At 44.2% G+C, this 14,028-nt stretch carries 11 protein-coding genes; 7 read left to right on the top strand and 4 right to left on the bottom strand.

What is annotated here, in order from left to right; genetic code table 11:
* The first annotated feature begins 311 nt into the window (after nucleotides 1–311).
* On the top strand, nucleotides 312–842 hold the full coding sequence (locus tag NCI00_RS06015) for a gluconate 2-dehydrogenase subunit 3 family protein (RefSeq protein WP_166559058.1): 531 nt from the start codon (nucleotides 312–314) through the stop codon (nucleotides 840–842).
* Nucleotides 843–918: 76 nt separating this feature from the next.
* Nucleotides 919–2,631, top strand: a complete 1,713-nt coding sequence (locus NCI00_RS06020) for a GMC oxidoreductase (RefSeq protein ID WP_253526065.1) — start codon at nucleotides 919–921, stop codon at nucleotides 2,629–2,631.
* A gap of 117 nt (nucleotides 2,632–2,748) precedes the next feature.
* On the opposite strand, the gene NCI00_RS06025 is transcribed toward NCI00_RS06020, so the two are convergent.
* From NCI00_RS06025 to NCI00_RS06035, 3 genes are all read right to left on the bottom strand, one after another.
* Nucleotides 2,749–5,508 (bottom strand): right-handed parallel beta-helix repeat-containing protein, encoded by a 2,760-nt coding sequence (locus tag NCI00_RS06025; protein ID WP_253526066.1) that lies wholly within the window; start codon nucleotides 5,506–5,508, stop codon nucleotides 2,749–2,751.
* 325 nt (nucleotides 5,509–5,833) lie between these two features.
* Nucleotides 5,834–6,472: a response regulator transcription factor gene (locus NCI00_RS06030; protein WP_166559061.1), complete on the bottom strand. Its 639-nt coding sequence runs from the start codon at nucleotides 6,470–6,472 to the stop codon at nucleotides 5,834–5,836.
* Nucleotides 6,473–6,550: 78 nt separating this feature from the next.
* Nucleotides 6,551–9,523, bottom strand: coding sequence for a sensor histidine kinase (locus NCI00_RS06035; RefSeq protein ID WP_253526067.1), 2,973 nt, complete (start codon nucleotides 9,521–9,523; stop codon nucleotides 6,551–6,553).
* Nucleotides 9,524–9,712: 189 nt separating this feature from the next.
* Here NCI00_RS06035 and NCI00_RS06040 point away from each other — a divergent pair, with 189 nt between their 5' ends.
* The 5 genes from NCI00_RS06040 (at nucleotide 9,713) to NCI00_RS06060 (ending at nucleotide 13,404) form a co-directional block, all read left to right on the top strand.
* Complete coding sequence (locus NCI00_RS06040) at nucleotides 9,713–10,594, top strand: cell division protein FtsX (RefSeq protein WP_253526068.1); 882 nt, start codon at nucleotides 9,713–9,715, stop codon at nucleotides 10,592–10,594.
* 47 nt (nucleotides 10,595–10,641) lie between these two features.
* Nucleotides 10,642–10,854 (top strand): DUF3098 domain-containing protein, encoded by a 213-nt coding sequence (locus NCI00_RS06045; RefSeq protein ID WP_114065869.1) that lies wholly within the window; start codon nucleotides 10,642–10,644, stop codon nucleotides 10,852–10,854.
* Nucleotides 10,855–10,915: 61 nt separating this feature from the next.
* On the top strand, nucleotides 10,916–11,710 hold the full coding sequence (locus NCI00_RS06050; protein WP_253526069.1) for an undecaprenyl-diphosphate phosphatase: 795 nt from the start codon (nucleotides 10,916–10,918) through the stop codon (nucleotides 11,708–11,710).
* Nucleotides 11,711–11,720: 10 nt separating this feature from the next.
* Entirely contained in the window at nucleotides 11,721–12,452 is a 732-nt protein-coding gene (truB, locus tag NCI00_RS06055) for a tRNA pseudouridine(55) synthase TruB (protein WP_253526070.1), read from the top strand.
* A 16-nt stretch (nucleotides 12,453–12,468) separates the two neighbouring features.
* Complete coding sequence (locus NCI00_RS06060) at nucleotides 12,469–13,404, top strand: bifunctional riboflavin kinase/FAD synthetase (protein WP_253526071.1); 936 nt, start codon at nucleotides 12,469–12,471, stop codon at nucleotides 13,402–13,404.
* Nucleotides 13,405–13,418: 14 nt separating this feature from the next.
* On the opposite strand, the gene NCI00_RS06065 is transcribed toward NCI00_RS06060, so the two are convergent.
* Entirely contained in the window at nucleotides 13,419–13,991 is a 573-nt protein-coding gene (locus NCI00_RS06065; protein ID WP_253526072.1) for an NAD(P)H-dependent oxidoreductase, read from the bottom strand.
* Nucleotides 13,992–14,028 lie beyond the last annotated feature (37 nt).

The following is a 14,028-nucleotide window of genomic DNA, read 5'->3' on the forward strand; positions in this document are numbered from 1 at the left end:
CAAATAAGTAAATTCAACGTTTTATGTAAATCGTTGAGTATGATTGAATAATACGAAGAATATATCGCCGTATTGTGCCTTTTTAACCATAATAAAATGAGTGGTAAGTCGTAACGCCCATGGGTGTTATGTCAAAAAGTAACAGCTCATTCTTCAAAGGTACAGGAAGGTAATTTGTTACTTTCCAATTTTCGGTGATATTTTTGGGGCGTCAAAAAAAAGTACAACTAAATCTGCTTAATTTTTAATACGTATCATTAGTAAAAACACTAGATGCCAACCTTTATTTATACTTAACCACCCGAAAAAACATGAACCGTAGAGATGCTATTCAGCACGTTGCTATCCTTCTGGGAAGCGTGATCTCCGCTCCGACAATGGCAGGAGTAATGGGTCAAAAATTGAATGTAGGGGAAAGTCTTCCCGTTACTGCCGAACAAGAGGCATTTTTGGCCGAATTAGCCGACGTAATTATTCCCACTACCACTACACCTGGTGCCAAAGCCGCTGGTGTTGAGAAATTTATTGTGCGGGTAATGCGCGATTGCTACCCCAAAGCTGACCAAGAAAAATTCTACTCAGGTCTTACTCAACTCAATACCGATAGCCGCTCGGCCTTTGGAAAGAGCTTTGTTGAACTCGACTCAAAACAAAAGATTGACGCCGTAAAAGCGTTGACTACGAGCAATAAACCTTTCTTTTTGAGAATGAAAGAATTGACGGTGACGGGCTATTTTACGTCCGAAATCGGGGCGACTAAGGCGCTGGAATACCTGCCGATTCCCGGGCGTTTTGAAGGATGTGTACCCTTGAAACCCGGCCAAAAAGCTTGGGCTTTGTAATGACAGATGAATCAAATTTATAGGTTAGAAGTCACTTTTATACTTTTACCTTTTCACACTTAACTTTGACCAAACAATGTATTTAAATATAGATGCACAAAAAGAAATGACCTACGATGCCATTGTGGTAGGCTCGGGGGTGAGCGGTGGTTGGGCAGCCAAAGAGTTGACAGAAAGAGGATTGCGTGTGCTGATGCTCGAAAAAGGGCATAAATTGGAACACGTTACAGGCTATGAAAATGCCATGAAAGACCCGTGGCAGTCAAATTATAACGGTCGGTTGACCGAGGCTCAGAAAGAGTCTCATCCAAAATTGAGCCGCGATTATCCTTACAATGAGATGTCGGAAAAATACTGGATGAATGATTCTGATTCTTTATACAAAGAAGTTAAACGATTTGACTGGTATCGCCCCAACATCGTGGGTGGAAAGTCAATCATGTGGGGGCGGCAATCGTATCGCTTGAGCGACATTGACTTTGAAGCCAACCTCAAAGACGGTATCGCCGTTGATTGGCCGATTCGTTACAAAGATATAGCGCCTTGGTACAGCTACGTGGAAAAAATCGCGGGAATTTCAGGTGAAAAATTGGGCTTGCCCCAATTGCCCGACAGCGAGTTTTTGCCGCCGATGGATATGTACTGCGTAGAAAAAGAAGTTCGCAAACGTATTGAGAAGGAATTCCCTGGTCGTACCATGACGATTGGACGGGTAGCTAACCTTTCTAAGCCGACTCAGCTGCAAATCAACAACGGTCGGGCGGCTTGTCAATATCGCAACAAATGTGCCTTGGGATGTCCGTTTGGGGCGTATTTCAGTACGCAGTCGTGTACTTTGCCACCAGCGGTGAAAACGGGACTTTTGACGCTGCGCCCTGAGTCAGTTGTTACCAATCTAATTTACGACGAAAACAAAAAGAAAGCCACGGGCGTACGCGTGATTGATGCCGTGACGATGGAAGAGCGTATTTTCAACGCGGGACTCATTTTTGTGTGCGGCTCAGCATTGGGAACTACGGCAATATTGCTCAATTCAACTTCCAATCGCTTCCCGACAGGTTTTGGAAATGACAGCGGTGAATTGGGACACAACCTCATGGACCACCACTTCCGTACGGGAGCAAGCGGAACTTGGGAGGGAGATGCCGATAAATACTATTTTGGGCGCCGTGCCAATGGTATCTACGTGCCGCGTTATCGTAACATCGGTAATGACAAGCGTGATTACCTCCGTGGGTTTGGTTATCAAGGTGGCGGAAGCCGCGCAAGCTGGCAGCGCAACGTGGCCGAATTGAGTTTCGGGGCCGATTTCAAAGAAGAACTCACTAAACCGGGTCCGTGGTCGATGGGCTTGGGTGGCTTTGGCGAAACGCTGCCTTATCATGAAAATAAAATGTACCTCGACCCCAAAGAAAAAGATAAATGGGGGATGCCTTTGGTGGTATTTGACGCCGAATTGAAGGAAAATGAGAAAAAAATGCGCATTGATATGGCCAATGATGCCGCAGAAATGTTGGAAAAAGCAGGTGTAAAAAATGTGAGGTCTTATGACCGTGGCTCATGGTTGGGCATGGCAATTCACGAAATGGGAACGGCACGCATGGGCCGCGACCCTAAAACTTCGGTCTTGAACGGCAACAACCAAGTACACGCTTGCAAAAACGTATTTGTGACCGACGGTGCTTGTATGACTTCAGCGTCTTGCGTGAACCCATCGCTTACTTATATGGCCTTGACTGCTCGGGCGGCCGATTTTGCCGTAAAAGAGAAAAAGAAAGGCAACATCTAAGAAGCATAAATACCAACAAAAAGGGCTGATTACCAAATGGTTTTCAGCCCTTTTTGTTGGTAAAATGTACGATTGTTCTTTGGCTAAAGGTGCACAGTATAAGTGTCTGGTTTTGTTTTATTTTTGGGTTGGACTGGCTATTGAGCTTTCTTCAAAAAAGGGACACCCTTGTAGATTGGTACGGAATGTAGCCCCCGTTTGGGTCTGAAAGCCGGGTAATAATGTAATGCTTTTGCTTGCATCAAACACCACAGAAGTTGCCGATGCCACCGTGCCTACGGCGGTGATGTGACCATCGCCAACTGCCATTGTAGCCTCAGCAGCACCGACTCTTTGATTTTTAGCAGGCTCCGGCACACTTGATGTAAATGAACCCTGAGTTCCCGCAAAGTGAGTGCCTGCTTCGATGGGAACGTCGGCTATGTATCGGTTGTCGGGACAAGCTTCTTTGGGGTGAAACTCATACGCCCCTATGTCAAAAAAGGAATAACGGCCATTGCCTAAAATATCAAAAGAAGGTGCTGAAGAATAAATGCCAGTATTGACGGCGGGGCTGGTACTTTGCAGTCGGAGACCGTCGTCGGAACTGCCGCCTATCAAATCGGGGCCGAGGAGGTTGGTTTCGCTAACAAAGAGTGGGTTTATGGCAAATAGATTATTAACGGCAGTAGCCCCGATACCATTAGAAGTATTGTTGAGAGGATACTGCCCTGCGGCAAATTGCAGGATGTTGTTTCTAAAATCTCGACCATTTCGTTCAATAAAAAAATCGGCGTAAGTGGTCGTGGTGTTTGTACCAATGGCGTTTTTATAAAAAATGTTATTGTAGGATCTGTTGATGTCAATAGGGGCGCCAGCGATACCCGGGTCGTAGGTAAAGAGCGCTCCACCAGATGTTTGTGCTGAATTTTTATAAAAAGTGTTATTATAAAATTGACCAAAAGAAAGGTCGTTGCGAACAGCCCCGCCGACTCCCATTGAAGCTCTGTTTCCTGAAAAAACGTTGTTTCTAAAAGTTACACTACTCTCACCGATATAGATGGCACCGCCATTGGTGGTTGCTAAATTTCGATCAAAATAATTATTATTGAATACCAAGGGTGAACTCAAATAAAAATAAACACCTGCTCCGTTAGTCCCGCTATTGTGCTTGATATTGCAATCGGTTATTTCAAAAGAAGTACTCATGTATGCATTGATGCCGCCGCCACTTTGACTTGAAGCGCCGATGGCATTGCCCCCTTTGATGGTCAAACCTTTGAGTACTATTTGGGTAGCTCTGGCCTCGATTGTGAGTACATGATAAGCATTTTCGGTATTGTTGGCAATTGCCAAGGTGCCTCCTTCGCCAGTCACTACATCATCATCTGCGAAATCTCCAGAGAGAATGGTTTCATTTTGGTGAGCTTTGCGGGTGGAATAATCCAGAATTGACTCCGTTCCAAGAAATCCACCGTAAATTTTTAAGCCACCTTTGAGGGCAAAAGTGTAGTTGCGATTTGAACCGCTCGTAACCCCATACGGTAGCCTATGGGGTTTATAGGTGCCTTTGGCTACCAAAATGCTATTATTGTCGCAATGGTTGGCGTAGCGCAGCGCCGTACCAAAGGCATTTGCGCCCCTAAACGCATTTTCCCAACTACTGCCATCGTTTAGACCCGTGGTAAGGCTTCCGTTTACGTATAAAATGGTATTTGAGGGCCCTGTATTTTGGTATTCGTAGGCCCCCATGTCCAATGAAATACTGGGTATGGTATTGTCGATGGAAGGTATGTCTATTTCCCGGATTTGGTTGGCCATGTCCACTCCTTCGGTAGAACCGTTGGTGCCTTTGTCAATACCGGGGCTGCAAGAAGTCACCCTTAGGCCGTCGTCACGGCTTCCCCATTTGCCGTCTATGCCTGCTGGAAAATCAATGTTGATAAATTGAGGGTTTGCATTCAAACAATTGCTGCAAGTGATACCGTTTGCGCCCCATCCCTGCTCTAAGTTGGAAGAATAGCCCGTGACCCCGCTGCCATTGTTGGCAATACCGGAGAAGCTGGGACTGGTATTGTACCAAACAATGACATTGATGATATACGGAATGGAATTATAATTGTACATAGCTCCCCCGGCTACATTGGCAGTATTCTGAATAATGGTGCAATTTCTAATGTCAGCGGCCGAGCCTTCGTGGTTATAGATGCCTCCCCCGCCTGCGGTTGCGGTGTTGTTGGCAAAAACTGAGTTGGTAATGTAGGGATTACAAGCGGTATTGAGAATCCCGCCGCCGTCGGTGGCTTGGTTGTCGACAATGGCGCACAGGGCAATTCTGATGGGCGAATACACACAAAGCACGCCACCTCCCCAGCTTCGGTAATACGTTCTGCCCGCCACCGTTACACTTGTTGAGCCATTGGCATTGCCTGCTTCAATCGTAAAGCGCTCTAAAACAGTTGAGTTGTTGCAGTCTATGGCCGTCACTACGTGGTAGACGTTGTCGTTGGTTTCGTATTTTGTACCAATATCTCCACTCAGAATAGATTCATTGAGGTGCGAATTTCTGTTTGCGCGGGCGGTTTCGGTTCCGGCAAACCCGCCATAAATTCGTAACCCTGATTTCAACAGAAAAGTGTTGTTTCTATTGGTGAGGCTGGCAGTGCCGCAGGTAGTACAACCACTCGGAATACTTGTTGGAAAATATTTGCCCGCCGCTACCCAAACCTCATCTTGGGCGGGAATGGCGATATCAATCATGGCCTGCAAATTTCCCGAAGCATTGGCCCACGAGCTGCCATCGCCCGTACCAGAAGCGATGGGTTTTACGTAGCGGATAAGGGCATAAGTAGGGGTAATAAAAGAAATCAGTAATAAGAAAGAAATTATCTTTTTCATTGTTAGTGAATTTTAAAGTCAATACAGCCGTGATTTTTTGTGTAGAATTTAACCCTTGAAAACACTACCTAAGATTGACCCGTACGGGGAAATATGGCCATATAAATCACTGACGATGTTTTAGCAAAGGTCAGAAATACCATGACTTCAAAAATCACATCATCGGGTGAAAGGGATTCTACGCGCTCAGGCAAGTAGAACTACGCGCTGCGGCTTTCAGTGAAGATTTGTATTGGAGAGGTTTTGAATTAATTGAAGTGAAAAAATGGTAAATCAGAGGCAAGAAAACAAGTGAGTGCAATATGTTCGAACAATAATTGTAATCCTACACAAGCCTGTTGCGGATAGCTTTGACGACGGCTTCGGTGTTCGATTTTACGTGGAGTTTGTCATAAATGTTTTTAAGATGAGTCCGAACCGTATCTATACTTAGGTTAAGCTCGGCCGCAATCAGTTTGTAGCTGAGTCCTTCGACCAACCAACGCAAAACCTCTAGTTCTTTGGGGGTGAGATTATAGTCGGTGGGGGCCGTTTTTGAGAAGAAATGTACTACTTTTCGGGCAATCAGCGGCGACATGGGAGCGCCACCTTCCATGACTTCCTGAACCGCTTCCAAGACTTTTTGCGGGGGTGTTTTTTTTAATAAATACCCAATCGCTCCTGCTTGCATGGCTTTAAAGACCCGTTCCTCGTCCTCAAAAACCGTCAGCATCAGGATATTTAATCGTTTGAAATGGACTTTGAGCAACTTTACGGCTTCGATGCCCGTAATATGAGGCATATCGATGTCCATCAGAACTACATCAGGCTGGGTACGAGTGATATTTTCGACGATATTTACGGGATTGGCAAAACACCCCACCACTTCGAAACCATTGCTGAAATTGAGAAAGTGGAAAAGTCCTTCGCGAAAATCGTCGTTGTCGTCAACGATTACTACTCGAATATTATATACCTGTGCCATGTCCTCGTTTTTAGCTTTTGAGCGCAGTAAAAGTAGTCATTTGATTTCCTTCTCAAATCACATGATTGGGGAAATACATCAACTGTCCATTTTGATGTAAATGGTCGTTCCCTTGTTTTTTTGACTTTCAATCCTGATTTCTCCGCCAAACTCTATCGCGCGTTGGCGCATATTTTCCAGTCCGTTACGAAGGCTAGGTTTAAGCGGGTCAAATCCCTGGCCATTGTCCTGAATGACCATATTTAACGCCCTATTTTCTGTTTTTAATGTTATTTTTAGCTCATTACAACCAGAATGTTTGACGGCGTTGTTGATACTTTCTTTCAAAATAAGATAAAGATTTCGTCGGATTTTCATCGGTACCTTAAGCTTTTGTAAGCGCGGGTCAATATCAAACCTGAGATAGATGTCCTTGGTTTCGGTGAGGGTATAGGCATATTCTTTTATGCGCAAAACGATGCTTTCGAGGGAGTCGTCTTTGGGATTGATGGCCCAAACGATGTCGTCCATGCTTTCTAGTACTTTTTGGGCATTTGTCGTAATGCTTTCCATGAACTTACGGGTTTGTGCTTGGTCGATGTCAATTGATTTTTTGGCAGATTCGCTCAACATCGTAATACTGCTCAGGGTCGAGCCGACTTCATCGTGTAAATCCCGAGAAATCGAATTGCGTAAATGCTGAAGTTTGAGAATCTGCTTTAAGCGATAGCGATAGAGGCTGTAAAAAAAGGAAGTAATGCCGCAAAACAACAACCCAAAGAACCACCAACTCTGGTAGTAGGGTGTGGTGAGAAAGATTCGAAACTCTGCTATGTTGGAATCTGCGTTGCCATCGGTGCGCAACGCCTGTACTCTGAAGGTGTAATGGCCGCCGCTAAGATTAGTATAACTAACATCCCGACGGGTGTTTCCGTTTTTCCAACTCTTATCAAACCCCTCCAGTTGGTACCGAAAAGTTATTTTTTCGGGATGATCAAACTCCACGACTGCATAGCGGAACGTGATTATATTTTGGTCGTAATTGACCTTAAATGGGCTTTGAGGATTCCAGAAGTTAATGGCCTGCCTTTCATCCAACAGGCTGAAATCAGTCAGGAGTGCCTTGTTTATTTTTGGGGTTGTATGGGCTTGTAGCGGATCAAAATAATTAACTCCCTCTTCATAATTTAGGTAGAGATTACCGTTGTTTTCATAAATAAAACCGTAGAAATAATTGCTAATCAGCCCGTCATTCTCCGTAAATAATTGAAATTTTTCGGTGACAGGGTCAAAATTGAGCAACCCATCGTTGGTATTCATCCATAGTTTGCCGCTTTTGTCAACGGTCAATCCGTTTTTGAACCGAAGCGACCTATTATTGCCATAGCTTTTCCAGCTTTTAACTACCTGATGATTGCTGATTTTTATGAATTCATTGCTAAACGCAACCCACATCGTTTCGGTGGAGTCAATATCAAGGGCAAATACATTTTGACGGGGGCCGATTTTTTTCGTTACTTTTTCAGTGTTAATGTCAAAAATATCCACTCCGTTGCGCGTGGCTAAGGCTATATTCTGATGGTTCAGCCATTTTAAGTCATACACAAAAGCGTGACTGATGGATTGTGGATCGGTAATGACGGGAGCATAGACCGTTATTTTTTGGGTGGGAAAAGCCACTTTTAACAACCCAATTTCTGAACCAATCCAGGCATTGTTGTATCGGTCAAATATGATGCGCCAACAAAGCAAATCGGGCTTTAGGTGCACCGTTGGTATTGTCTTAATGCGCAATTGTGGGTCTATGATTGTTAGCTTTTTGGCCGATAGTACCCAAAGCCTTCCATAGCGGTCGTATTTGATTTGGGTGATTCCACTCCCGGGCATTTCAAAGGACTTAATGATTTTTTGATGCACTTTGTCGTACAAAAACAAACCATAGTTTGAATTAGCTATCCATTCAAGATGGGACTCAGAAGCATGTTGGACGATTTGCCGAACCCGACTGATGTTCAGTTTCCTAAAAAAAGGAAACAATTCTTTCTGAATCTGGAATTTCGTGGGATTGGCTCGGTAAAGTCCTTGGTCGGTACTTAACCAAATGTTGTGCGTGCTGTCTTGATAAATATTCAGGATTCTTCGGTAATGAAGACCATTGAGTTCGTTGATACGGTCGTTGAAACGTTGATAAGCATTTTTGTTTTCAGGATCCAGTAGTGCCAATCCGCCCGTAACCAATCCGCACCAAAGCACCTTTGGGCCAGTCTGATTGGGCAGGGTCGTGATACTTCTAATTTCCTTCCGTTGAGGATTGATTTCGGTGAGTACTGGGCGTGTAAATTGGCTGTTTTGGAAGGAAATCTCCCATATTCGGCGGCCTTCATCGCTGTAAATCCAGTGATTTGCCTTCGTGGCGTAAATTACCCATTCGGTTGCGGGCTTAGGAATCCGAAATGACTTTTTGGTGAGGGTATCATAGCTTATCCATTCTTCATTGGTCGCGACAATAAGCGTAGTGGCATTGATGCTGATTATTTTATAAGGCGTACTGAATGAACGAATGGGCGTGGATTCAAGACGTCCGGTTTCAATTTGGTAACGAAAAAGACCATTTTCACGGGCTATCCAAAAACATTGGTTAGGAATGTCATTCAACACCGCAAATTTTTGTTTTACTTTATTATTAAGGGCGTTGAATTCCTTGCTTTTCGTGTGTGATTTTAGCTCAAATCGGTCTTGAGTCGGGTTATATTTAAACAAATTAGCGTTACGAATTGCCCAAATGCTCCCTTTGTAGTCGATTAAGACCTCAGTAGTTGGTTGGGCATCGGTTTTCGAGCTGTCTATCAGGCTATAGTGTCGTACTTCGACCCCGTCTAAGCGATCGACCCCCTGAAATGTAGCGACCCAAATAAAATGTTGTCGATCTTCTACTACGTTAAAAACATAATTGTCGGAAAGTCCCTCGTGGGTAGAATAACGCTGGAAGTGAAGGTCGTTTGGCAACTGCGCCCATAACAAGCACGACCATAATAGAAGAACTGAAAGAAGGAGTTTTTTTTTGGATAACATTTTGGACTCGAATGACCAGCAATTTGGTTAAAAAACTTTAAAAACGATTTACGAATCCACTATTTGAATTCGTTCTTGAAATAATTACCTATTTTTGCAATGATTCATGGATGAATTTATGAACGAAGGTAATTGGTCTTTATACACTGAATAGTACGGGTACCCCCGTCCTCACTTTATATTCTATTTATGCCTCTGAAAAAGAAAAAGGTTGGCAGTTATCCCAACGCCATGATTATTGTTAGCTTAACCGCGGCGTTATTTTTGATTGGATTTTGTGGCTTGCTGGTCATGCAGTCCAAAAAGCTTATTTCTATCATTAAGCAAAATATTGAGGTGCGGGTTATGCTCGACAAAGGACTTGACTCAACCCAAGTGGCTGATATTCAGAAAAAACTGATTGCCAACCCTTTTGTGTTGAATATTGAAGGAAAGCCTCAAGTGATTTTTTATTCCAAAGACGAAGCGGCCCGCGAGTTTATTGCCGATAGAAAAGAGGATTTTAGTGCGTTTCTGGGCGAAAATCCCTTACATGACAGCTACCGTGTGCGCTTACAGGAGGATTATTTTGAAGATACCAAACTCCAAAAAATCAAATCCGATGTAGAAAAGTTGGAAGGTGTTTTTGAAGTAGTGTATCAGGAAAACCTAGCCGATCAAATCAACAAAAACCTAACCAAAATTTATATTATTCTGGCCACCTTTGCGGTTATTATGCTCATAATCATTGTGTTATTGATGAATAATACCATCCGTTTGGCATTGTATTCACAACGGTTTTTGATACGAAGCATGCAATTGGTGGGTGCAACCAATAATTTTATTCAGATGCCTTTTCTCAAAAACGGTGCGGTGCAAGGGCTCATCAGTGGCCTGATTGCGGCGGGTTTGATTGTGGGGTTACAGCAAGTGGCCCTTCGCCAAATTGAAGGATTACACATGTTGCAGGAATACGAAAAACTGGGCTTTCTGCTCCTGGGCGTTGTCATTTTAGGGGTACTTATTGGGGTTCTAAGTACTTTTCAGGCATTGGCAAGGTATTTGAGAATGACCCTCGATGATTTGTATTAATAAACCCTCACTTCCCTTTTTATCAATTCAACATTTAAAATAGTCAAATGAAAAAGAACGCATTTCCCTTTGGTAAAAGTAACTACACCTTCATGATTATTGGTATCGTGCTAATTTTGGGTGGATTTGTCATTATGAGCATGGACTCGGAAGAGTTTGGATTCGGTGTTTTAGGTTTAACCGTTGGCCCATTGGTGGTAATGGCTGGTTTTGTCGTTGAGTTTTTTGCCATTTTACGCCGTCCCGCCGACGGCAAATAATCAAAACGTTATGAATAAGTGAGGAAGAAAAGACTCACTGCCCACCCCTTACAATTTTAAAATGGATTTTATTCAAGCACTTATTCTTGCCGTAATCGAAGGTATTACGGAATATTTACCTATATCGTCCACGGGCCACATGATTTTGGCGTCCTCTTTTATGGGGATAGAATCCGACCCCTTTGTAAAATTTTTCACGGTAGCCATTCAGCTTGGTGCGATTCTTTCGGTCGTTGTTTTGTATTTCAAGCGTTTCTTTCGCAGCTTGGATTTTTACTTTAAGCTCTTTGTTGCGTTTATTCCCAGTGCTGTTTTTGGGGTGCTGTTTAGCGATGCCATCGATGCGCTTCTCGAAAGTCCCCTCGGCGTAGCCATTTCATTGTTGGTGGGAGGGGTTATTTTGTTGTTTGTTGATAAATGGTTTAATAAAACCTTTATTGAAAACTCCGACGAAATAGATTATTTCACAGCCTTTAAAATTGGCTTTTTTCAGTGTATTGCCATGATACCGGGCGTTTCGCGCTCGGGCGCCACGATTGTGGGAGGGATGGCGCAACGCCTTTCACGCAAGGCCGCCGCCGAATTTTCGTTTTTTCTGGCGGTGCCTACCATGTTTGCGGCTACTGCCAAAAAAGCCTACGATTTCTACAAAGACGGTTTTGTGCTGACCGACGAGCAAATCAAGTTGTTGGCCGTTGGCAACGTTGTCGCTTTTATTGTAGCTATGCTGGCCATCAAGTTTTTTATTGACTTTTTAACAAAATATGGTTTCCGCGTTTTTGGCTGGTATCGCATCATCGTTGGCGGGGCTATTTTGGCCCTGATGCTGGCTGGATACAAGCTTGAAATCGTTTGATGATTGACCTATGATAGATGAATCTGCTGCTTCTCCCGACGAGGGAGAAGTGATTTTGCTTAATAAACCTCTCACGTGGACTTCTTTTGACGCCGTCAACAAAATAAAGAGAGCTTGTCGTATCAAAAAAATCGGCCATGCGGGCACCCTTGACCCGCTCGCGACTGGTTTGTTGATTTTGTGTACGGGCAAGAAAACCAAGGAGATAGATACCTACCAAGGAGCCGAAAAGGAGTATACTGGCAAATTGGTGCTGGGAAAAACGACCCCTTCTATCGACCTAGAAACACCCTTTGACGGTGAGTATCCTACCGACCATATAACACCCGATTTGATGCAGGCGTCCGTGGCAAAATTGACAGGAGAGCTTGCGCAATATCCCCCAATTTATTCCGCCGTTAAGATGGGAGGGGAACGCCTCTACAAAAAAGCCCGCCGAGGAGAGGTAGTTGAAATTAAACCGCGCTCGGTTTCGGTTCCTGTCTTTGAGATTGATGCCGCCAACTTCCCCGAAGTAAGTTTTCGCATTGTGTGTTCCAAAGGGACTTATATTCGCAGTCTAGTACGGGATTTTGGCATGTTGCTGGAGTCGGGTGCTTACATGAGCGAGCTGTGCCGTACCCGCATCGGAACGTATTGGCTCAAAGACGCGGAAGAAATTGAAGATTACGTAAAAAGAAAACGACTGGAGTTAAATCTTGACCTTGGAAAACCCAACCCTAATCCTGAGTCTGAAATTTAGCGTCCATTTTAAAAACATGCAGGTTTATTACGATATAGCTGATTTTAAGCCACTTCAGAATGCCATTGTGACCAGCGGAACCTTTGACGGGGTGCATTTGGGCCACCAAATTATCTTAGCCCGCTTGACTGAAACTGCCCAGACGATGGGTGGTGAAACCGTAGTGTTGACCTTTTGGCCGCACCCACGTATGGTGGTTTCAAAAGACAGTCAAAATCTAAAATTGCTGTCTACCTTAGAGGAAAAAATTGCTTATTTACGACAAAACGGCGTTCATCATTTGGTCATTATTCCGTTTACGCGGGAGTTTAGTGAATTGTCGTCTGAGGAGTTTATCCAACAGATTTTGGTAGAAACCATCGGGACCAAAAAATTGGTCATTGGTTATGACCATCATTTTGGCCGTAACCGTGAGGGTAGTTTTGAGTATCTGCAACAACATGCGCCCCGTTACGGTTTTGAGATTGAAGAAATTCCGCGTCAGGAGATTGAACATATCACCGTGAGTTCGACCAAAATTCGTCAGGCGCTATTGGAAGGCGACACAACCATCGCCACCGAACTGTTGGGTAGAAACTATACTTTTACGGGTATTGTGGTGAAAGGCAGGCAATTAGGGCGCACGATTGGATACCCAACGGCCAATGTTCAGGTCGCAGAAAACTATAAATTGATTCCTGCCGATGGTATTTATGCCGTGCGGGTAGAGGTGCGGGGGCAGACCTTGGGCGGTGTGATGAGCATTGGTTTTCGACCCACCGTCAGCGGTACGAATCGCACGCAGGAAGTATACATTTTTGACTTCAATGATGATGTGTACGGCGAAAAAATGACCGTCGAACTGGTGGAATTTATTCGTCCCGAACTCAAATTCGACGGTCTTGAAGCCCTCAAAAAAGCCATTGATGCCGATTGCGTAGCGGCAGTAGCCGCGTTGAAAAAACATTCGTAAAAGGCTTGAAAAGCCTACAAATACATTCTTTCAATTTCAGCAACCCAATTTTTGAGGGTTTCTTCGGTGACGCGGTCGGCTTTGTCAAAGAATAAATGGCTTTTGAGGTCCAAGCCGCAATAGGTATAAATTCCTGTATCAGAGGTGAGGCGCAGGGCGGTATCCATCCCGTTGGCGCTGTATTCAGCCTTGGATTTACCATGGGTGTTAACGACAAAAGCTTGTTTACCGCTCAACAAGCCTTTTTGAATGCCTTGGTCATACCGATACGCAAATCCGTATGACATCACGCGGTCGATGTAGCCCTTCATGATGGCGGGCATTCCTGTCCACCAAATCGGATAAATAAACGTAATAGCTTCCGCCCATTCGATGTGTTTTTGCTCTTCACCGACCAAAGGCGCTACTTGCCCCTTACGTTGTCCCGCCATATCTTCCAACGATAAAACAGGGTTAAAATTCAATTCATAAAGGTCCCGGATTCTCACTTCGTGATTCGCTTTTTTTAGCGTATTAACAGCCGTTTCTTTAAGAAAATGATTGAGGCTACCGGCGTGGGGATGGGCATAAATGATTAAGTGTTTCATGTTGTTTTCTTTTTTTTGACAAAACTAGCGCCTGCAG

It is taken from the genome of Runella salmonicolor, assembly GCF_024158025.1.
GTDB classification, from domain to species: Bacteria; Bacteroidota; Bacteroidia; order Cytophagales; family Spirosomataceae; genus Runella; species Runella salmonicolor.